The following is a 22,722-nucleotide window of genomic DNA, read 5'->3' on the forward strand; positions in this document are numbered from 1 at the left end:
TGAAATTAATTAGCAGAGGGGAATTAGGGGATAATAATTTTGAAAGGGAACTTTTGTTTGAAAAAGTTCCCTTTAAGTAATTATGGAGAGATTAGCAATCTTTTTATTGATTTAAAATCTACCTCATGTTGAAAACTACGAGCGGAAAGTATATCAATCGATTCCTGATGCTTTTCAATGCTCTTTTCTAGAGTAGCAAAGTAAGGTTCTAATCCTTGAATTATGAATATATTTTGATTGTCAATTTTCTTATCAAGATTATCTGCTTTTTTATCTAGTACCGCTAAGTCTGTTTTAAGTATACTTACATCAGCTTCAATTTTATCGACTTTAGTTTCTAATTGATCAAATCGAATTCCATGATTATCCACTTTAGTTTCAATACGACCTTGTCCTTCTTTTAAATCTTGTATTTCGTAAAATTTGACCGAGAATTTTCTCCATTTATTAACCTCCATTAGAATAAATGAATTGTTAACATTGGAAAAAGGTTTGGGTGTTGAAAATTTGTCTAAGAGAATGAGAAGTGAGTATTTTGAAGTTTGAAATTTTGATGGGGAATGTTCGATAAGATTTTCTGATAATTCAACAAAGAATGGTGATTCTGTCAACTTATTATTAGGAAGCGGTTATTTACTGGAATTTTGAATATACCTACAAGAAAAACCAATATCAAGTTTAGAAGTGAGTTATGGACAATCACTCGCGATACAAAAGTTAAAAGACTCTCAGAGCGAATTTGAAGCACACCAAATTTAAGTAGAAAAAACAATATATATGGACTTTTTAAGGTGGATTCTCTTTAATTTCAAATAAGGTTCCCAAATACATATTTGGGAACCTTATTTTGTGATAAAATAGGAGGTAGAAGAGGTGTAGTAATGAAAAGAGAATTACCTAAAATAGTGACAGATTTTCTAGTCTATTTAACGACGATTAGAGGGAAATCTTTGCGAACACGAAAAGAGTATGAATATGACATCACTTTATTTTTAAGATTTCTAATAGCAGTGGAAAAAGATTTAGAAATAACTAAAATGGACGAAATCTCTATTAAAGATGTAACGATCGATTTTATAAAAGAAATTTCATTGGAAGATATGTATTTGTTTTTGGAGTACTGTGAAATGCAACGTAGTAATAGTGCTGCTTCTCGGGCAAGAAAGGCAGCTACGCTGAAATCCTTTTTTAAATATTTGAAGGGAAAAAGAAGATTATTGGATGAAAATCCAGCGGATGAATTGGAGACGCCAAAAATTGGTAAGAAAAAGCCTATTTATATGGATCAACAAGAGGCTGAATTATTTATTGCAGGCATTAAAAAAAGCAATCATTACTACCGCAATTATAGTATGATCATGTTCTTTTTAAATTTAGGTCTTCGTGTTTCGGAGCTTTGTAGCTTAAATCTCAACTCTATCCAAGACAATATATTGCGAGTAGTAGGTAAGGGGGATAAAGAACGTACCGTTTTCCTGAACAAGGCTTGTATCGTGTCACTTCATACATATATGGAAAAAGAACGCCAATACATACAAGGGGCAACTACAAATGATGCCCTCTTCCTATCCCAAAAAGGAACTAGATTAACACGGCAAACCATCGCAAAAATTATCAAACAAATTAACCAGGACTCCGGTTTAAACAAGGAAAAACTATCTCCCCATAAGCTAAGACATACATCTGCAACTATTATGTATAAAAACGGGGCAGATATTAGAAGTCTACAGCATATTCTGGGTCACGCCAGTGTATCAACTACACAGATTTATACGCATGTGGAGGATAAAGAAATACGCCAAGTGATTGAAAACAATCCGTTCAATCTTTTAGGTTAATGTATATTACAGAATGTGGAATAAGGACAAACTTATAAAGCATAAAATAGATAGTGAAACTAAGAATCATTTCTGAAGGGGGGGCCTCATTTGGCAAATAAACAGTCTTCTATACCTTTTGAAAAAATGATGATTGTACGGACTGTCGTACTATTAATTGCGTGGTTTAACCAATTTCTTGTCATGAAGGGGTATAGTCCGATTGATTTTTCTAGCGAAGATGTCGAGCTTGGGGTTACGTTTGGTTTTGCTTTTTTTGCATCTATTTGGTCATGGTGGAAAAACAATGATGTGCGTTACAAAGCTCGAAGAAATACACAATATCTGAAAAATAATGGGTTAAAATAGTTCGCTTTTGAGGCTGGGACATAAGGAAGTCAGCAGAAATCTATAGAAAGATACTGACATCTTATAAATTTAATTTAGGTTTTTATAATAATATTATGTAAACTAAATTTACTATAAAAAAATTCCAGATAAGTGTATTCACTTGTCTGGAATTTTTTTATAGTTTTAATGTGTATATTCAATGATAACAAAACCGTCTGCATCTATATTTACTTGAGTGCTTTCTAATTCCACATTTGAACTATAGAGCGTATTATACTTTCGGTCTTTATCAAGAGTAAATTTCTGATTACTTGAATTAGGGTTAACTAAAACCAAAATAGTTTTATGGGCTTTATATTTTTTATATCCAAATATCCCATTAGGCTCGATCGGGTGAAGGAATGTGACAGAACCTTCATTTGCTAGCAGTTTTTCATTTTTTCGAAGTGCATTTAGAGTTCGAATATGATTTTTTAGCTCTAGCTGATGATTTTTTTCGTTCCAGTCCATGCATTTTCTACAGCCAGGATCATGGCCACCAGTGAGGCCAATTTCGTCCCCATAATAAATGCAAGGAGTGCCCATAAATGTTAGAAGAATCGTAAATACCTGCTTCGTTTTGTTAATATTATCTTCGCATTCCGTCAGAATTCTCGCTGTATCATGACTACCTACAAGATTGAATGTATAATCAAACACGGTCTTTGGATAACTGTAGTACACCTTACTCATATTCTCCACAAATTGCTTCGAGTTAATGCTTTTCTTTGCGAGTAGATTTAATACATTCGTTTTAAATGGATAATTCATCACAGCGTCAAACTGATCTCCTCTAAGCCACGGCATTGAATCATGCCAAATTTCCCCAAGAATATAAACATCCGGCTTTGCTTCTTTCACCGTTTTTCTAAACTCTCGCCAAAATGGTTGATCTACTTCGTTTGCAACATCAAGTCTCCATCCATCAATATCAAATTCATTTATCCAATAGGCACCTACGTCTAGCAAGTATTTTTTCACCGCTGGATTAGCTGTATTCAACTTGGGCATAGATTCAACAAATCCAAACGCTTCATAATTAGGCTTTTCTCCGCCTACAACAGGGAAGCTATGGATGTAGAACCAATCTTTATAGACTGAGCTATCTCCCTTCTCTAGTAAGTCTTGGAAAGGAGGGAAGTAGTACCCACTATGATTGAACACGGCATCTAGCATTACTTTAATCCCCCGGTTATGACATTGTGTGATTAGTTCTTTTAAAGCATCTGCATCCCCAAACTGCGGGTCCAATTCCATATAGTCAATCGTATCGTATTTATGATTGGAATAAGCTTTAAAAACGGGAGTAAAATAGATACCATTTACTCCGATGTCGGTCAAGTGGTCTAAATGTGCGGTAACACCTGCGAAATCACCACCGAAAAAGTTATTTACTGCTGGATCTTCGCTTCCCCAGGATTTCACATTATCGGGGTTAACAGTAGGATCACCGTTTTCAAAACGCTCTGGGAATATTTGATACCAAACCGTATCTTTCACCCACCCAGGAGCTTGGAACTGTTCATTTGCATGTAAATATGGAAAACAAAAATAATAATCACTATCTACTGGTATGCTGTCATAAAATCCTTTTTCCGTATAAATAACATCCTCCGTTGATGAACTCAACTTAAAGCCATATCGTAGTCTATTTGTTGCTGCAAAAACTTCCGCTTCCCAATAGTCATACAAACCATCGTTTCCAACTAAATTCATATTCATTTCTGAATACTGCCATTGTCCATTAAGCCAAATATAAGGATCACCCATGATTAATGAAACAGTATTTACATCATTTTGTTTTGTTTTAATCCGTATTTGAAGCGTTTTATCATCTAGTAAATAAGCAAAATTATCGGTCGGTCGGTGAAAAATAGCTGCTTTTTCCATCCTACATCTCCTAAGAAATTTATTTGCATTTATCCCACTCAATACTCGTTCACTATCTCACATTATAAAGATACTTACAGTTAGAAATTAAATATTATAAAAATTTATAAAAAATAGATTGTTTCATTATAGATTAAATGTATAATAAAAGCATAAGTTGTGCAACCGATTTCATAGATTATTAGTATTTTATTATTCCACCAATCTTATATATAAACTATTGGAAGATTGAGTGGAATAATTTTAATTCTTTTATGATAGCGCTTTCTTTTTGCTTGTTGTGCAAACGGTTGTCCAACTTTGGGTATGTATAGTTCAAACAAAAAAAGGAGGGGTTAAAAGATGAAAAAGTCATTAATATTATTGTTCATGCTTATTGCTTCAATTGCTTTACTAGTTGCGTGTGGACCGGATAGGGAAGAAACAACTCCAGTGAAAACGGATGAAACGACAACAGAAACAGAAACTGGTGAAGCTGAAACTGCAGAAGAACCTGCAAAACCGGAAAAACTGATTGTTTGGGAGGATACAGATAAATCTGCTGCGCTAAAACCAGCAATCGAGTCTTTCGAAAAGGAATACGGTATTAAAGTTGAATTTAAAGAATTGGGTATGGCAGATAAAATGCGTGAACAACTACGTTTAGATGGTCCTTCGGGCACTGGTGCAGACGTAGTAACTTTACCACATGATCAAATCGGCCAAGTTGTTACGGAAGGGTTGATTCAAGAAATAGAAGTAAGTGATGAAGTTCTTTCTACTTTCAGTGAATCTGCTGTAACTGCACAAAAATATGATGGTAAACTATATGGCTTACCAAAAGCTACTGAAACACCTGTATTTATTTTCAATAAGGCTTTAATGCCTGAAGCACCTGAGACAATGGATGAAGTATATGCATTTTCTACTGATTTCACAGATGGCAAAAAGTTCGGTTTCCTAGCGTTATGGGATAACTTCTACTTTGCTCATGGTGTAATTGGAGGTATGGGCGGTTATGTATTCCAAGAAAATGATGGAGCACTAGACCGAGATGATATTGGGTTAAACAATGATGGTGCTGTTGCTGGAGCTGAATATATTCAAAAATGGTATGCAGAAGGTCTATTCCCTAAAGGAATTATTGGGGAAAGTGGCGGTTCAGCTAAAGATGGTCTATTCAATGAAGGTAAAGTCGCTTCTGTAATGGACGGTCCTTGGGCATTCCAAAGTATGAAGGATGCTGGAATTGATATCGGGGTTGCGGCAATGCCAACTCTTCCAAATGGAGAGCATATGAAAACGTTTATGGGAGTTAAAGGATGGCATGTATCAGCCTTTACAGAACATGCATACTGGTCAACTAAATTAGTAGAATGGTTAACAAATGAAGAAAATGCAAAAATTCGTTTTGAATTAACGCAAGAAATTCCACCGGTAACAACTTTGATAGCAGATCCAATTATTGCAGATAATGAAGGTGCAAAAGCAGTAGCACTTCAATCTCAATACGCAGTACCGATGCCTAACATTCCTGAGATGGGAGAAGTATGGGGACCTGCAGCATCTGCTCTTCAAACAATTGCTACTGGTAAAGCAGAACCAAAAGCAGCAATGGATGACGCAGTTAAAAATATTAAAACAAATATCGAAACGAATCACCCGAGTAAATAGAAAAGCAATCACTTTCTTATTATCCATTACAGCAAAGGCATGTTTCCTTTTAGGAAGCATGGCTTTGCTTCTATTAATAATAGGACTAGCGATTACTTGAGGAAAAGAAGGAGGCGACATTTATGATGAATAGTAATGTCACAACCAAACATAGAAAAAATGCTGGGCTATTATCCATCATCCCAGGCTTTGGGCAATTTTATAATAAACAGTTTGTTAAAGGAATTATCTTCTTAGTACTAACAATCGCATTTTTCAGTAGTTTTTCTCAAACATTAAACTGGGGATTTTGGGGGCTCATTACCCTTGGAGAAATTCCACTGCTTGATCACTCTATATTCTTATTAATCGATGGTATTATCGCTTTATTGGTAGCAATTATCGGTCTTGGTATTTATGCTTTTAATATTTATGATGCTTATAACAATGGAAAAAAACGGGACGAAGGGTTCCTTTTAAATAGCGTGAGGGAGCAGTATCACAATCTGTTAGATAACGGATTTCCTTATCTAATGATTTCTCCTGGATTTTTATTACTAATCTTCGTAGTTATTTTCCCAATAATCTTTGTAATCCTTCTATCATTTACAAACTATGACTTATATCATTCACCACCTGCAAAATTAGTAGATTGGGTAGGTATACAAAACTATATTGATATATTCAAATTAGATCTTTGGAGATCCACATTCTTTGGTGTACTAGGTTGGACTATTGTTTGGACATTTGGGGCAACGACTTTACAAGTTGCCATTGGAGTCTTTTTGGCAGTTGTTATCAATCAAAAAGATTTAAAAGGAAAAGCATTCTTCCGTACGATTTTAATCTTACCGTGGGCAGTACCCGCGTTTGTATCGATATTAATCTTTTCGGGAATGTTCAATGAATCCTTTGGTGTCGTCAATACGCAAATACTCAGTATGCTAGGCATCGATGCTATCCCTTGGATGACCGAAGAATTATGGACTAGATTTGCACTAATCCTTATACAGTCATGGCTAGGATTCCCATTTATATTCGCTATGACAACTGGAGTGCTTCAATCCATTCCTGAGGAATTGTATGAGGCTGCAAATGTAGACGGTGCTTCTATTTCCCAAAAATTCCGAGGTATCACTTTACCAATGGTTTTATATGCAACTGCTCCAATTCTTATTACGCAATATACATTTAACTTCAATAATTTCAACGTCATCTTCCTTTTCAACGGCGGAGGTCCCGCTATACCGGGACAAAATGCTGGTGGAACGGATATCTTAATTTCTTGGATTTATCAATTGACGATGACTTCTGGACAATATGGAAAAGCTGCAGCAATTACAATGCTTCTATCACTGATCGTTGTAGTTGTAGCATTATGGCAATTCAAACGAACTAATTCATTCAAAGAGGAGGATATGATGTAATGTCAAACAAGACTGAAAAAATAATCAGACTGTCCATTTCTTATCTTATTCTTCTAGTTGCGGTGACAATAGTTATTTACCCGTTGCTTTGGGTTATAGGTTCTTCTTTTAACCCTGGGCAAAGTCTCTCTGGTTCTACCATGTTTCCTGAAAACCCTACAATTAAGCACTATTCAAGCCTATTTGATATAGAAAAATCTAATTATGTTTTATGGTACTTAAATTCGATGAAAATTAGTTTAATCACGATGGTATTTGCGGTTATAAGTGTAGCCTTTACTGGATATGCTTTCTCCCGTTACCGGTTTATCGGAAGAAAAAATGGACTTCTTACGTTTTTAGTCCTACAAATGATTCCAAACTTCGCCGCGCTAATCGCAATCTTTGTACTTGCCAACCGAACTGGATTGTTAGACTCGCATGCTGGGCTTATACTTATTTATGTTGGTGGGCAAATACCGATGAATACATGGTTGATGAAGGGATATTTGGATACAATTCCAAAAGAACTAGATGAATCTGCACGTATGGACGGAGCAGGTCATTTACGAATTTTTTGGCAAATCATTATGCCATTATCTAAACCAATCATTGCAGTAGTAGCGCTGTTCTCGTTTATCGCTCCATTTGGCGATTTCATCCTTGCACGTATTATGCTTCGTAGTGAAGAGAAATTCACGATGGGTGTCGGCCTATACGAATTAGTTTCCAAACAATTTGGTAATGAATTTACTACTTTCGCTGCAGGTTCCGTTTTGATAGCTATTCCGATTACGATACTTTTCCTTTCATTCCAAAAGTATTTTATCTCCGGTCTTACAGCTGGGGGTACGAAAGGTTAATACGTCTAAAGGAATGAAGTTGCACAGGATGACCAGGACAAAAAGTGGAATAATATTCAGTTTACTATTGCTTGTAATGGCCATCTTACATCCGCATACAGCTCTCGCGAGTGAGGAGCGGAAAATGCAGGATGAGGTTATTTACATGATTATGGTGGACAGATTTAATAATGGAGATTCGAGTAATGATCGAGATGCAAATATAAACGATCCACTTGCCTATCATGGTGGAGATTTTAAAGGGATTACCGAAAAGCTCGATTATATAAAAGATATGGGATTTACAGCTATTTGGTTGACCCCCATTTTCGAGAATATGGACAAAGGATATCACGGGTACTGGATAAAGGATTTATATCAAACAAATAAGTACTTTGGTACGATGGAAGAATTTAAAACGCTTGTAGAGGAAGCGCATAAACGAGATATAAAAGTATTTCTCGATTTTGTCGTGAACCATGTTGGTCCAAATCATGAATGGCTGAATGATTCTTCAAAAAAAGAGTGGTTTCATGAAAACAAGTCCATTTCCAATTGGAATGACCAACATGAAGTGGAAACAGGCTGGTTATATGATTTACCCGATTTAAACCAGGAAAATCCAGAGGTTAGTAAGTATCTTTTAGATGCATCAAAATGGTGGATTCAAGAAACAGATATCGATGGCTATCGTTTAGATACGGTTAAGCATGTTCCGAAGGCATTTTGGACCGATTTCTCAGCCGAAGTGAAATCAGTGAAAAACACCTTCTTTTTAATCGGTGAGGTTTGGCATGATAACCCTAATGTCATCGTTAGTTATGAGGATACTGGAATTGATGGTTTCATGGACTTTTATCAGAATGGAGCGCTTCAAGCTGCTTTTGAAAAATCCAATCAATCCCTAGGATGGTTATTTTCAAATAATGATCGAAATAATAATTTATTTGAGCGCCCCGAACTGCTTGGTCAGTTTCTCGACAATCATGATATGCAACGATTCACTAATTTAGCTATCCAGAATAATCAAGATCCAGTTGAAAGGTTAAAGCTAGGCTTAACGTATTTGTATACTGCTCCAGGCATTCCAATCATTTACTATGGGACAGAAATAGCACTGGATGGAGGAAATGATCCTGATAATCGTCGAATGATGAATTTTCAGGCAAATGATGAGTTGTATGAATATATAAAGAAGCTCGGTGCTGTTAGACAGGAGCAGCTAGCCCTAACTAGAGGGGATATGGAACTTCTAGTTGATGATGCAGGATGGACTGTCTATAAGAGAACCTATGTGGATGAAACGATTGTCGTAGCAATCAACAATACTACAAAAGAACAAAGCGTAGTGCTGGAAGAAGAAATAACATCTGGAAAAGAATTACACGGATTATTAGAGGGCGGACTAGTTAAGTCAGAGGAAGCTGGGTATACGATTCATTTGGAAAGTGGCCAGTATGAAATATATAAGCTAGTAAAACAACCAGAAAATAATCGGTTAGCTTTAAGTGTTTTGATAGGCGGTATTATTTTATTATTATTAGTTCTGTTCATTTGGTTTAAAAGGTTCAAACAAAATAAATCGGCATAATGGTCGATTAAGTCTGGTGCAACATAGGAAGCAAGAACAGCAAGAGAGGGGTACTTTATTCATGAAAGAAAAATGGTGGAAAGAGGCTGTTAGTTATCAGGTGTATCCAAGAAGCTTTATGGATAGCAATGGTGACGGAATCGGAGATCTACGAGGCATCATTTCTAAGTTAGATTACTTGAAGGACTTAGGGGTGGATGTTGTTTGGGTCAGTCCGTTTTATAAGTCTCCTAATGCAGATAATGGATATGATATTAGTGATTATCAAGGCATTTCAGAGCAGTATGGCAACATGGAGGATTTTGATGAGTTATTAGAAGAAATTCACGCAAGAGGGATGAAACTAATTCTGGATCTAGTTATCAACCACACTAGTGATGAGCATCCTTGGTTTATCGAATCACGTTCTTCTAAAGAAAACCCTAAAAGGGATTGGTATATTTGGAAAGATGGGCAGGATGACCAAGAACCGAATAACTGGGAAAGTATTTTCTCAGGCAGCGCTTGGGAGCGTGATCAGCTGACGGAGCAATATTATCTACATTTATTTGCAACGAAACAGCCTGACTTGAATTGGGAAAGTGCAAATATGCGCCAGGAACTTTTTAAAATGGTCAATTGGTGGCTCGATAAGGGAATCGATGGTTACCGAGTTGATGCAATTAGTCATATTAAAAAGTATGATGGATTGCCGGATATGCCAAATCCAAAAAATGAAAAATATGTCTCTTCCTTTGATATGCATACGAACCAACCTGGCATTCAGGAGTATTTAAAAGAGCTGAAGGAAGAAACTTTTGCTAAATACGATATTATGACAGTTGGAGAAGCAAATGGAGTAGGAATTGATGAGGCAGATGACTGGGTGGGAGCAGAGAATGGGAAGTTCAATATGATTTTTCAGTTTGAACATCTTGGACTTTGGAACAAGGCCCTTAATAACTCAGTAGACGTTATTGCGATGAAGCAAATTCTTACTAAATGGCAAAAAGGGTTGCATAAAAAAGGGTGGAATGCTCTATTCCTAGAAAACCACGATCAGACACGTAGTGTTTCGAGCTGGGGAAATGACAAAGAGTATTGGAATGAAAGTGCGAAAATGCTAGCAGCCTGCTATTTCCTCATGCAAGGAACACCATTTATTTATCAGGGACAGGAAATTGGGATGACAAACGTTCAGTTTTCATCAATTGACGATTACGATGATATTGGCATGAAGAATTTCTATGATTTAGAAATAGCAAAAGGTAAACCGCATGAAGAAGTAATGCGAGTAATTTGGAGCAACGGTAGAGACAATTCAAGAACCCCTATGCAATGGGACAGTTCGTTCAACAGTGGATTTTCTGAAGGTAAGCCATGGATGAAAGTGAATCCAAATTATGTGACGATTAATGTAGCTAATCAACTAGAGGATGAGCATTCTATTTATCAATTCTATAAAAAAATGATTCAAATCAGGAAAGAAAATCCTGTATTTATTTATGGAGAATATGATGTATTACTAGAACACCATCCGGATGTGTACGTCTACACACGTGCTAGGGAAGATCAGTTTGCGATTGTTTTATGTAACTTTAGACAGCATAGTTCGGAGCTTACGTTACAGCATCTCCCACAACGCGGCACAGAACTTGTATTATATAATTATACAGATGCACCGGAGCAGCTGACAGAAACTATTTCGCTAAATCCATATGAAGTAAGAGTATACTTATATAAATGATATAAGTGTTTTAAGGAAGAGAGTGAGGAATATCTAATGGCGATTACAATCAAAGATGTGGCGAAGCTGGCTAATGTTGCTCCTTCAACTGTTTCTCGGGTGATTGCTAACAGTCCCCGTATAAGTGAAAACACGAAGAAACGAGTAAGGGATGCGATGGATGAACTAAAATATCATCCTAACTTTATCGCCCGTAGTCTAGCGAGTCAATCCACTAAAGTGATAGGTCTTGTTTTGCCTCACTCATCTGGTGTATTTTTTCAAAATCCATTCTTTTCAGAGGTCATTCAGGGATTAAGCGAGGGTGTACACGATAATCATTATGCACTCCAAATGACCAGTGGAAAAACAGAGTTCGATTCCTACGAAGGTGTCGTACAAATGGTTCAAGGCGGCAGAGTAGATGGGATTATCCTGCTGTACTCTATGATCGATGATAAAATTATGGAGTATTTAACTAAAAGGAAATTTCCTTTTGTCGTCATTGGAAAACCATATGACCATGACCTCATTGATAAGATTACCCATGTGGATAACGACAATTATATGGCTGCAAAAGAAGCTACGGAATATATAATAGGACTCGGTCATAACAAAATTGGATTTATAGGTGGAAGTCCGAGTTTAACAGTTACATTAGATCGTCTTAATGGCTATAAAGATGCGCTTAAGTCATCTAATATAGAGTTGGATGAGGATTATATTATTCATGGAGACTTTCTGCGTGAAGGTGGTCAGGAAGCTGTCAAAGCACTACTCAGAAGAACTATTCCACCAACGGCTTTACTTGTAACAGATGATTTGATGGCGGTTGGAGTAGTGAATACACTTACGGAAATGCACATTGATATTCCATCTGAAGTCTCTATTATTAGCTTTAATAATGCATTATTTGCTGAGATGTCTAGACCACCACTTACTTCTATTGATATTAATATTAAAGAGCTAGGCTACCAAGCGGCAAGTAATTTAATCCAATTATTAAAAATTGAAAATGATCCCGTTAAACGAATTATCATCCCACATAGACTAGTTATTAGACAATCATGTGGAGTAGCTCCGAAAAAATAGTAAATAGGAGCTTATGTTAGAAATACATATACAAAACAGTTTCATATAATATTATTATGTAAACTAAATATTATGATGCAAGGAGAATTATATGTTTTCATACGAGATAAATGATACAACGCACTTAAAAATGCTCGATTTACGGGACACTGAACATTTGTTCGCATTAACGATTCAATCAAAAGATACTTTAAGAGAGTGGCTTCCGTTTATTGATTTTACGAGGACTTCGGACGATACGAAGAATTTCATCCAATCGACCATGAAGCAATTTAGTGAGAATAACGGTTTTCAAGCTGGGATTTGGTATGATGGGAGTCTTGCTGGTGTAATTGGGTTCCATAAAATTGATTGGAATAACCAATCAACCAGCATAGGCTATTGGCTAGGGAATGATTATGTCGGATTAGGATTAATGACTAAATCAGTAGAAGCATTTGTGAATTATGCATTAGTAGATTTACAATTAAATCGTGTAGAAATTCGTGCAGCAGTAGGAAACCAGAAAAGTAGAGCTATTCCAGAAAGATTAGGTTTCAGGGAAGAAGGTCGTGTAAGACAAGCGGAGTGGCTATATGACCATTTTGTGGATCACGTCGTTTATGGAATGCTAGCAAGTGATTGGAAGAGGTAAAACAATACCCCTGGTGTAACTGAACTAAAGTTACACCAGGGGTATTGTTATTAATATATGTAGTAATCTTGTGCATGTACAATTTGAAATCCGATCGATTTGTATAAACCTAGTGCATGTACATTTTCTGTTTCGACTTCTAAGTGGAGAGAATGACCTCGAGTTGAATATTTCTTAACTATATCCTGCAGTACTTTCCGTCCAATACCTTTTCCGCGGAAGTGGGGAAGTATACTAAATCCATAGATCCAAGCTTCGTTATCCTCTACTTTTACTCTAATTTTACCTACAGATTCTCCTGGCACATCAATAATATAGACGCTATTGTCCATTTCAGCATCTAATCTGTTTTCTATTTCTATAGAACTTTGTTCATTTAACCCAAATGATTCTATATTTAAGCGAATTCGTAATGGAAGATCCTTTTGCTCGGCTATCCGTAAAGAGAAGCCCGTAACTTCTTCTAAATCTGTTTGTTCCCACTTCATTTGATGTTCAGAAAAGCTATAAACCGCTTTTTTGGCTTTCAAAAATGCTTTTCCTTCCTCAGAACCAGCTGGAGCATTTAACAAAATTTTATGGAAGTCCTGTAATCTTGCTTCAGCCATAGCCTGTTCAAATAGCTTGGTGAAATGATGTTTTCTACGTTCATTTGGTTTTACCATGCCACAAACCTCAACAGTCGTTCCAAACGGGTATAAGCCTATAAAAGCGATTAGTTCATCCTTGTCATAGAGCAAAAAATCATACTTATCGTCAGAACGACTTTTTAACATATCCCAATTTAGCTTAAGTTGAATATTGTCATGTATTTCACATTCATTTTGTAATGCTTCGATGTCCTTTAATTGTTTAGTAGTTAACATACATACTCCTTTATGAATTCATAATGTACTACAATTAATAGTATAACGAAATTTCTATGAATAATATATTTTTTCTGAAAAAAAAGAACCGTTCACTAGAGAGTACCTCTAATGAACGGTTTGTTTATATATAAATCCATAGTTTTGTTTGTATGAAAACATTTTCGTCCACTTTACTTACACTTCAATAATTATAGGAAGTATCATTGGTTTGCGTTTCGTGCGACTGTATAAAAGCTTTTCAAGTGATTTTTTAATGTTTTGTTTTAGAACACGTTGGTTTCTATTCGTTTCTCTTGTTTTCGAAATGGTAGATCGTACATGTTGATTGACTTCATTGATCAGCTCTTCCGATTCAGGTCCATACACAAACCCACGAGAAATCGTATCTGGTCCAGAAATTATTTTGCTATTTTCTTTACTTAGGGTGGTTACAATAACTAACATCCCATCCTTTGAAAGCAATTTTCGATCACGTAAAATAATTTCACCAACGTCTCCAATGCCGAAACCATCGACAAACACATTTCCGGCTTCAATGCTTCTTGTTTGTACGGCTTCCTCATTTACGATATCTACTACATCTCCGTTTTTAACGATGAATATATTTTTGCGTTCGACGCCTACTGCTTCCGCTAAAAGCTGATGATGATGAAGCATGCGATATTCACCATGGATAGGGATGAAATATTTTGGTTTCATCAATGTGAGCATTAGTTTTAGTTCTTCTTGACAAGCATGACCAGAAACATGCATACCAGTGACATGACCTGAACCATAGATGACGTGGGCACCTAACGTATATAAGTTGTCTATAATTCTGGTAATACTCTTTTCATTACCTGGAATTGGTCCGGCAGCAAAAATGATTGTATCCTCAGGAAGGACTTCCACTTGACGGAAGCTTGAACTTGCTAATCGAGATAAAGCTGCCATCGGTTCTCCTTGACTACCTGTACATATGATTACAATACTTTCTGGGTTCATTGAATTGATTTCATTTTGATCGACAAGCATACCTTCAGGAATAGTTAAGTATCCTCGGTCCATAGCAACGGATACGACATTGACCATACTTCTACCTAATAAGGATATTTTCCGGTTTGTCTTAATAGCAGCATTTACTATTGTTTGTACTCGGTGTACATTAGAGGCAAATGTGGAGATGAAAATTTTTCTTGGAGCATTTCTAAACGCTTCCTCGACTTGTGCAGCAATTTTTTGTTCGGATGCAGTGAAGCCTGGTCTTTCTGCATTCGTACTTTCCGACAGGAGCAGCAATACGCCATTATATCCCAGCTCTGCCATTTTGTGAATGTCAGGATTTTGTCCATCTACTGGAGTCAAATCAAATTTAAAATCTCCTGTATGTACAATTGTTCCTTGAGAAGTATGAAAAGCTACCCCTAGACAGTCTGGAATACTGTGACTTACGCGGAAAAAGGATGTTCTAATTGTTCCGAGCCTTAACTTGGATTCGGAATCTATTAAAAATAGTTGTGTATTTCTTAATAATCCATGCTCTTTCAATTTGATTTCGATTAAACCTATTGTTAAGTTGGTTGCGTAAATTGGGATGTTGAGTTGTTTAAGGAAGTAGGGAATACCTCCAATATGATCTTCATGACCATGGGTAATGATCAAAGCTCTTATTTTATCCTCATTTTCCTTTAAGTACGAAATATCTTGGATAATTAAATCTATTCCTAGTAAAGTTTCGTCCGGAAATTTCGACCCACAGTCTATGACAACTATGTCGTCATCCGATTGTATGACATACATGTTTTTTCCAATTTCATTCACTCCACCTAATGCGAAAATAGATACTTTTGTGTTTTCTGTACCCATACTTAATCCTCCATTCAAAATTGCTATTCTCAGTATTACCTCAGATTCAAGTTTTATAAGGAGTTTTTTAATTTACTTAAGAGAAGGGAGGAGGCAAGTTAAATCACTGGTTAATAAAAAGAATGGTTGTCCGTGAAATTGTCACGTTCACCCATTCTTTTTAAAGTTTATAACTCCGGAGGTAGGACTCGAACCTACGACCAACCGGTTAACAGCCGATTGCTCTACCACTGAGCTACTTCGGAATTGTAGATATTTTACAAAGCTTATTGTGAACTAGTTGTTGTTAAAATATACATCCTATTTAATCATTTAACTATTAAAGCGGGGCAATCCACACGCTTAATCACTTTATGGCTGACGTTACCTAACACCATTTCCTGTAAGCTATTCAAACCTCTGCTGCCTATGACGAGTAGATCGACTTTCAGTTCATTGGCATATCGAACAATCTCAGGACCAGGAGCTCCTTTTAAAAAGGTTATTTTATAATTTATTTGTTCATTTTTTAATAATTGTTCCACATTGGAAATTTTCCGTTTACGCTTCAACAATAATGATTCAGACGATTGTGTATGTAAAATGTCTTGCTTTGATTTGTCAAAATCAGTGACCACCACTACTTCTATAATAGAAGTTGGCGAACACTTTGCCAATTTTATCGCTTCGACTGTTGCACGGATGGAGTTTTCTGAACCATCAGCTGCTAATAAAATATGTTGATACATAAAATTCCTCCTATAATGAAGTAGTAATCCCTAATAACTTTTGATAAAGCAATTCACTAGCAGGATTCAAACCGACAACTGATACGGTTTTTCCTTGCTCTTCTAATTTTGAAACTACCTTTACAACAGCTCCAACAGAAGATTCATCCCATAAATGGCTACTAGATAAATCGATGATAATGTTGTTAGATGTTGCTTGTTCGATTGTTTGGATAAAATTCTGTGTCGATGCAAAGAATAGAGGACCTTCCACAATATATGTTCCGTCTTGTTCCGTTATTTTAACCTTTGAAATGGAAGCTACAAAGAACAGGGCACTCAAGATAACTCCAGTAACAACTCCGATAGCTAAATTATTTGTGTATAGAACAATTACTATGGTGATTATCATGACAATTGCATCAGCGCGGGGGGCTGTCACAGCATATTTAAAAGAACTCCAATCAAATGATCCAATAGCTACCATAACCATAATCCCAACCAAGACAGGCATCGGAATATCTACAACTATATCACCTAGAACTATGATTAAAAATATTAAGAAAACCCCAGCAACTAACGTAGATAGGCGTCCACGACCACCAGATTTAACATTAATCATGGATTGTCCAATCATCGCACAACCAGCCATACCACCAAAAAATCCTGTGATAAAGTTGGCAATTCCTTGTCCCCGAGCTTCACGATTTTTGTCTGATTTAGTATCTGTCATATCATCCACAATTTGAGAAGTTAGTAACGATTCAAGTAAGCCTACAACAGCTAAAGCTAATGAATAAGGTAGGATTATCTGAAGTGTTTCTAAAGTAAACGGCACGTCAGGTAGGAAAAAGCTTGGAAGACTTTGTGTAATGGTACCTAAATCTCCAACTGTTTTTAATTCGATACCAAAAATAAATGTAATTGCAGTTAAGATGATGATCGCAATTAGTGGAGCCGGAATCCCTTTTATAAAGCGAGGAACAGTATAAACAATTATTAATGTAACAGCGACAAAAACATACGTAATAAATCCTTCTCCTAAAACGTGAGGGACTTGTGCCATAAAGATTAAAATGGCCAATGAATTTACAAAGCCAATCATGACAGAATTGGGTATAAATCGCATGAGCTTTGCAATTTTAAAGACACCCAACAAAATTTGAATGATTCCTGTTAAAATTGTGGCAGCTAATAAATAATTTAGACCGTAATCAGCAACTAAATTAACCATAACAAGTGCCATAGCACCAGTTGCAGCTGATATCATACCAGGTCTACCACCGACAAATGCGATTATTACAGCTATACTAAAAGAGGCATATAGACCAACCATAGGGTCTACACCTGCGATAATAGAAAAAGCAATAGCTTCAGGAATGAGCGCTAATGCGACGACAATTCCTGATAAAATATCGCCTCTAATATTCCCAAACCATTGTTGTTGAATTGTTTGCATAAAGTTTCTCCTTCGGATATAGTCAATAATAATGTCCCAAAACCAATAGTTTTAGGACAATCTGACCTATCATAACATGTCTTTTCCTAAATAGGAATGCTTTTGGGAAATCGGAGGAGAAATATGAAGTACGGATACAGACGACCATTAATTAATGACGAAGACTCGAAGTTGCAGCTAAATGATGTACCAATTATTGAAACCTATACTGAGCGTCACCCATATATGAAAAAAAGAAATGAACTAGATGATTTAGTCATGAAGCTCACAAAAGGTGATCGACTATATGTACAAAACTTTGTTGTATTAGCCGATTCTCTCACACATTTTCAAGATTTATTACGTGTATTTGAAAGAGATCAAGTAACAGTAACATTCATTGAAGAAAACATAGAAAATACAGATATATTATCGTTAAAGCTGATAGAGGTACTAGAGTTAATGACAGACCTACAGACTAGAATCAAATCTCATCAATCAACTTTTGGTGTACGTGAGGCTCAGAAACAAGGGAAAATCATTGGACGCCCTAAAAAGTCTGATGATAATCTAAATAGAGCATTTTATATGTATGATAGTAAAAAATATACACTGCAGCAAATTAAAGATGAAACAGGCATTAGTAAATCAACGCTTTATCGCTACTTAGACCAGTTTAAACAGTAAAGCTAAGTCCGTTGGTCAAAACTATTCTTATGGGGCGTTATAAGCGTAAATAAAGCTTATTAAGACAGATTATAATAGGGTGTGATAATTATGTGGAAAATAGTCAATGGGAAGTTAATCCAAACAGTCGATGAAACTAGAACTGAATATAAAACTCGAATAAGTGCTAGTTTAATAAAAAAGCTGAAAGTAATGGCAGAAGAATCAAATTCGCATATTGGCTATTTATTAGAAAATGGGTTTGAAAATATATTAAATGAAAGTGCATTAATTTATGACAAGAAAAATAGACCGAAAGATCGCGTAGAATTCCGTACCACATGTGATAAGGATACACTGGAGAGCTTACGGTTATTTGCAAAGAGTAATAAGCTAAATCTGAATGATGTAATTGAGGCAAGTGAAAGCTATATAAATTTAGAGGAAGTAAAAAATGCAAATTGGAGGTATAGAATAGTAAAAGAGTAAAGAAGAGTATATAAACTTAATTATAAAATAGGGATGTGGTCATAATATATATTATACTAAGTTGAGTATCATTAAAGAAGTATACTAGTAATATTGAGATATTAGAGAGATGTACAACGACAAAAAAGTATGTACAAAAAAGACAAAAAACTATGTACATTATTTTTTTCTTATAATTAAATTGAAATTTACATCTTTTCTTTGTATCTATTCCTCTTTAAATTAAGTGGATTGTACAAAAATAGAAATGTCCAATTAATTTGTACACACTTTTTTGTCCCTCAAAAGCTTGAATGTTTTTAGATGTTATTTTGTACATACTTTTATGTCCTAAGTATAAAAAGACAAAAAACATGTACCTGCTTTAATGATTAAGTATTCCTAATTGTTCGTTACATGCTCTGGTAAGTTTTCTTGAATGACCTATCTTAAACCCCTATCTCCTGGTCTTTTTCGATGGTTTTTTGAATTGAGGTTTAACAAAAATTAAGATTCACTTCTGTTACTCTTACCTCTTACCTCTTTAATCAAGTCGGTAGATTATATTTCTAATTATCCATTTTTCCTAATATTAATCCCATAGGTGACTTATATGGAGCATAAAGAGTAAATTTATTTATTGGGCAGGTTGACCGTTTTTTAATGTCATTTATAATAGTTTGCATATATTGATAACGATCAGTTGGAAAATAAAAACTAATTTCTCCACTAGAATTTAATGGAATCTGCACAAGATACGCCGGTATTCTATCATCTGGGTGAACGTGTTTATATTTTTTAGGCTGCTGAACTAATTCTAGCCATTTAGTATAACGCTCAATTAATAAGTTTGAGGTTAATATTTACAATAAAATTTATAATTCTATCATTACATTCAAGTAAATTGAATCCTTTCTCTTTAGAACTAGAATTTAAAACTTCACTCAGATGTGTCATAAACACTCCTTTCGGAAAGACGCTAAACTGTTCATTTACACATTCAAAATCATAAGATTTGGACATTTGTTTACGTGATTCAATCTCCGAAAACGAATTCATTCCTTCACATTCCATTTTCCAAAAGATGAAAGCAAGGGCATGAGGGCAAACATGCCCGTCAAATCTTGCTCTGTTGAAAATTTTAATACATTTATGGTGATCTTTTATGACTTTTCGCAATATATAACGAGTTATTGATTTGTATATAGTTCGTGTTTGCTTATATACTTCAAAAAAAATGCTATCCAATTGATCGCTTTCTTCGAATTCAAAGTGTGTAAATCGATACGAAAAAACCTCCTTATATGCTTCTTGTAAAGGAAGATAATTGCTTTTCATTTCAAATATATTTTGTTGGGATGTTATTTTTACAGTATTACTATTTTCCTGTTCTTTGTTTAAAGCAGCAATAAATAATTCAGCTACTTCTGGATAATAATCTATTTCATTTTTATTCATTCTAAAATCTTTAGTGTATTGGTTTAGAGGATAAATAAAACTATATTTATGAGTTGCTACTTTATCTAATTCTAACCAAGATGCAATAATTCTTTCTTTAGGAATTGGTTGAAACTGCCACGATTTGAACACCGTCTTAATATGATCTGAAACAAGAAAAGAGTATCCACAACTACAATGAAAGGCAGTAGTCTTCCCTTTGTTGATAATATATTCGGGCATCATCTTATTACAGTTTATACATTCATTCAATAATTTTTGATTCGGATGAAATGCACAATAATCAAAGAATTTGATTTGGTGAAAAATACTATGAAAACCAGATTTTAAGCAGTCGGGGCAATTAATATGCTCGTTATACCCATTTGCAACTGCTATGACAGTAACTTCCCCCATGTTTTTCATTAGAAACCTAGGGTCCTTGTAAACTGAAACAGGTATTTTTGCTTCGCCATCAGAATTTGTTAATTCTGTTCCGATTATCTCACCTAATGAATTTATTACAATAATTCGAGAATTACTAATTGGTGTACCATGTTCTTCAAAAGTTGTTGTTACTTTAGCAGATAATGTCGCTAATACTGTGTTTTCATTTGTCTCTGCAAACTTTGCTTTTGTTGAACTTTCCCAATTTACATAAAACACCGTTGTTAGACTTAATAGCAATAGTAAAAAAATTACTGATATTTTTTTCATCTAATCACCTACCTAATTTTAAGTAGTATTTCCTTGTGATAAGACATTATTCTTATTGAACTAAACTGCCGCGTTAGTTCAATAAGGTATTCTCATTTAAACTCCATTTATATTAGTTTACAGAGGTTGAAAAAGTTCGATTAAAAGAATTGTGTTATAAAGTAAATCGGATTTAAATGTTCTCCCGTAGCCTTTTTTATTTTTTCATTCCAATGTAATGAAGCTCCATATTTAAAAAAATTTTCTTTTAAATAATTTCCAACTTCTGGTTTGAATAGGTCAGAAGAAATATTGTTTTCTATATAATTCTGAAGTTGTGATGCCGTTAATTCACCTAATAGATAGTCCTGATAAGAGACTGGTGCTAAAGAAAAATGCATTTTTGATGCCCAATCGGGATAACTTGTATCTTCTGGAGGATTTATAAACTGAATTTCTTCCACAATACTCCACCATAATTTATTTAAATCCTGGTCGGGATTTTCGTATAATTCTCTTTCGAAATAGCCAAAAGTTATTATCCATCTTGCAAAGACTAACATTTGACGTTGTAGCATCTTTTCAACAGCAAGGACTTCATGACTTAATTGCCCTTCTTTCAAGTCCAGAAAATGTATTTGCCAGTCCAAAGTTTTATTCATGCGTCCAAAAAACAATGCAATGGCTTCAGTAGTTAACGAGTGTGAATGGCAACGTAAAATGAAAGGTAAATTATTATCAATATACTTAAAATATGCAGCATGACCGAACTCGTGTAGTAGAGCAGTTGCCCAAAATACACTTTCATCAATGTTCACTAAAACTCTTATATCCCCTTTACGGTCAACATCTGTACAAAATCCGAATGGGTTTTTATTCTCACGAGGATACAAATCGCTCCTTTGAAGAATGTCTTCAATATCTAATCCCATTGCTTTAAATGTATTAGTGACAATCTTCTCTAAATCTTTACCATCATAAAACTTGTCTAAATTGACTCCACTAACTGGAGGGGCTTCTTGAAAAAATGGGTCGACATAATGCCAAGGACGAAGTTCTTCTATTTTAATATTCATTTTTTCTGCCCGTTCTTCGTCTATTTCATCTTTAATTTTACGAAAAGGTTCATCTGAAAGATATTTTAATTGTTTAAATGTATTAAAAACAGTGTCGATATCCAATTCTTGGGTTTTTAAACTCATTTGATAAAAATTATCAAACCCCAAAGCTTGTGCATTTTGATTCCTTCTATGTACTAATTTCAAAAGATTATTTTCAATTTTCTTTCCGACTTGTTTACTTGCAAGCCAAGCTTCTTTTCTTTGTTCATTATGATTACTGTTTTTAAGAATATCCAGTAACTCGTTGTTTGTTACTTCTTTTCCTTCTAATATAGGTCTATAAGTATTAAATATATGTGAAATTTCTTTTTCAAGTTCTAAGGTTTTAAGCACTACACTGTTATCAAGTTGATTTTTAATTATTTTATTATATAAGTCGTCTAATTGGCGTACCTGAATGGGAGTAAGATTTTTCTCTTCTCTAAAAGACAATAACTTTTTAAATGTTTCTTGCTTAGAAAAATTAGCGAAATAAT

General features: G+C 35.0%; 19 protein-coding genes and 1 tRNA gene. 11 read left to right on the top strand and 9 right to left on the bottom strand.

Annotated elements, in window-relative coordinates; translation table 11 throughout:
- Window positions 1-80 precede the first annotated feature (80 nt).
- Window positions 81-611: a hypothetical protein gene (locus LDK52_RS02660; RefSeq protein ID WP_277584406.1), complete on the bottom strand. Its 531-nt coding sequence runs from the start codon at window positions 609-611 to the stop codon at window positions 81-83.
- A gap of 270 nt (window positions 612-881) precedes the next feature.
- On the opposite strand from LDK52_RS02660, the gene LDK52_RS02665 reads away from it, so the two are divergent.
- Both LDK52_RS02665 and LDK52_RS02670 read left to right on the top strand, forming a co-directional pair.
- Window positions 882-1,838 carry a tyrosine-type recombinase/integrase gene (locus tag LDK52_RS02665; protein ID WP_277584407.1) on the top strand — a complete coding sequence of 319 codons (957 nt, stop codon included), beginning with the start codon at window positions 882-884 and terminating at the stop codon, window positions 1,836-1,838.
- Between the two features lie 90 nt (window positions 1,839-1,928).
- The gene (locus tag LDK52_RS02670) at window positions 1,929-2,186 is read left to right on the top strand and encodes a phage holin (protein ID WP_277584408.1); all 258 of its coding nucleotides are present in this window, start codon (window positions 1,929-1,931) and stop codon (window positions 2,184-2,186) included.
- A 165-nt stretch (window positions 2,187-2,351) separates the two neighbouring features.
- Here LDK52_RS02670 and LDK52_RS02675 read toward each other — a convergent pair whose 3' ends face one another.
- Window positions 2,352-4,097, bottom strand: coding sequence for a glycoside hydrolase family 13 protein (locus tag LDK52_RS02675; protein WP_277584409.1), 1,746 nt, complete (start codon window positions 4,095-4,097; stop codon window positions 2,352-2,354).
- A 342-nt stretch (window positions 4,098-4,439) separates the two neighbouring features.
- On the opposite strand from LDK52_RS02675, the gene LDK52_RS02680 reads away from it, so the two are divergent.
- From LDK52_RS02680 to LDK52_RS02710, 7 genes are all read left to right on the top strand, one after another.
- Window positions 4,440-5,750 (top strand): extracellular solute-binding protein, encoded by a 1,311-nt coding sequence (locus LDK52_RS02680; protein ID WP_277584410.1) that lies wholly within the window; start codon window positions 4,440-4,442, stop codon window positions 5,748-5,750.
- Between the two features lie 122 nt (window positions 5,751-5,872).
- Window positions 5,873-7,156, top strand: a complete 1,284-nt coding sequence (locus tag LDK52_RS02685; protein ID WP_277584411.1) for a carbohydrate ABC transporter permease — start codon at window positions 5,873-5,875, stop codon at window positions 7,154-7,156.
- Window positions 7,156-7,998: a sugar ABC transporter permease gene (locus LDK52_RS02690; RefSeq protein ID WP_277584412.1), complete on the top strand. Its 843-nt coding sequence runs from the start codon at window positions 7,156-7,158 to the stop codon at window positions 7,996-7,998. The genes LDK52_RS02685 and LDK52_RS02690 overlap by 1 nt, the downstream gene beginning before the upstream one ends.
- 28 nt (window positions 7,999-8,026) lie before the next feature.
- Window positions 8,027-9,568, top strand: coding sequence for an alpha-amylase family glycosyl hydrolase (locus LDK52_RS02695; RefSeq protein WP_277584413.1), 1,542 nt, complete (start codon window positions 8,027-8,029; stop codon window positions 9,566-9,568).
- A gap of 61 nt (window positions 9,569-9,629) precedes the next feature.
- Window positions 9,630-11,294, top strand: coding sequence for a glycoside hydrolase family 13 protein (locus LDK52_RS02700; protein WP_277584414.1), 1,665 nt, complete (start codon window positions 9,630-9,632; stop codon window positions 11,292-11,294).
- Window positions 11,295-11,330: 36 nt separating this feature from the next.
- Window positions 11,331-12,365 carry a LacI family DNA-binding transcriptional regulator gene (locus tag LDK52_RS02705; RefSeq protein ID WP_277584415.1) on the top strand — a complete coding sequence of 345 codons (1,035 nt, stop codon included), beginning with the start codon at window positions 11,331-11,333 and terminating at the stop codon, window positions 12,363-12,365.
- A gap of 91 nt (window positions 12,366-12,456) precedes the next feature.
- Window positions 12,457-12,999, top strand: coding sequence for a GNAT family N-acetyltransferase (locus tag LDK52_RS02710; protein WP_277584416.1), 543 nt, complete (start codon window positions 12,457-12,459; stop codon window positions 12,997-12,999).
- Window positions 13,000-13,049: 50 nt separating this feature from the next.
- Here the strand turns inward: LDK52_RS02710 and LDK52_RS02715 are convergent, their stop codons facing one another.
- The 5 genes from LDK52_RS02715 to LDK52_RS02735 all read right to left on the bottom strand — a co-directional run bounded on the left by LDK52_RS02715 (window position 13,050) and on the right by LDK52_RS02735 (window position 17,879).
- Complete coding sequence (locus tag LDK52_RS02715) at window positions 13,050-13,865, bottom strand: GNAT family N-acetyltransferase (RefSeq protein ID WP_277584417.1); 816 nt, start codon at window positions 13,863-13,865, stop codon at window positions 13,050-13,052.
- Window positions 13,866-14,042: 177 nt separating this feature from the next.
- Complete coding sequence (locus LDK52_RS02720; RefSeq protein ID WP_277584418.1) at window positions 14,043-15,713, bottom strand: ribonuclease J; 1,671 nt, start codon at window positions 15,711-15,713, stop codon at window positions 14,043-14,045.
- A 173-nt stretch (window positions 15,714-15,886) separates the two neighbouring features.
- Window positions 15,887-15,958, bottom strand: a tRNA-Asn gene (locus tag LDK52_RS02725).
- 63 nt (window positions 15,959-16,021) lie between these two features.
- Complete coding sequence (locus LDK52_RS02730) at window positions 16,022-16,441, bottom strand: universal stress protein (protein ID WP_277584419.1); 420 nt, start codon at window positions 16,439-16,441, stop codon at window positions 16,022-16,024.
- Between the two features lie 10 nt (window positions 16,442-16,451).
- Window positions 16,452-17,879, bottom strand: coding sequence for a SulP family inorganic anion transporter (locus LDK52_RS02735; protein WP_277584420.1), 1,428 nt, complete (start codon window positions 17,877-17,879; stop codon window positions 16,452-16,454).
- 123 nt (window positions 17,880-18,002) lie between these two features.
- On the opposite strand from LDK52_RS02735, the gene LDK52_RS02740 reads away from it, so the two are divergent.
- Together LDK52_RS02740 and LDK52_RS02745 are read left to right on the top strand one after the other, a co-directional pair.
- Complete coding sequence (locus LDK52_RS02740; protein ID WP_277584421.1) at window positions 18,003-18,545, top strand: helix-turn-helix domain-containing protein; 543 nt, start codon at window positions 18,003-18,005, stop codon at window positions 18,543-18,545.
- 90 nt (window positions 18,546-18,635) lie between these two features.
- On the top strand, window positions 18,636-19,013 hold the full coding sequence (locus tag LDK52_RS02745; RefSeq protein ID WP_277584422.1) for an rRNA methyltransferase: 378 nt from the start codon (window positions 18,636-18,638) through the stop codon (window positions 19,011-19,013).
- 816 nt (window positions 19,014-19,829) lie between these two features.
- Here the strand turns inward: LDK52_RS02745 and LDK52_RS02750 are convergent.
- Window positions 19,830-21,146, bottom strand: coding sequence for a hypothetical protein (locus LDK52_RS02750; RefSeq protein ID WP_277584423.1), 1,317 nt, complete (start codon window positions 21,144-21,146; stop codon window positions 19,830-19,832).
- A 140-nt stretch (window positions 21,147-21,286) separates the two neighbouring features.
- The coding region (locus LDK52_RS02755; RefSeq protein ID WP_277584424.1) for a M3 family metallopeptidase at window positions 21,287-22,722 on the bottom strand (1,436 nt) is incomplete at its 5' end.

The sequence above is a fragment of the Psychrobacillus antarcticus genome (genome assembly GCF_029533155.1).
Lineage (GTDB): Bacteria > Bacillota > Bacilli > Bacillales_A > Planococcaceae > Psychrobacillus > Psychrobacillus antarcticus.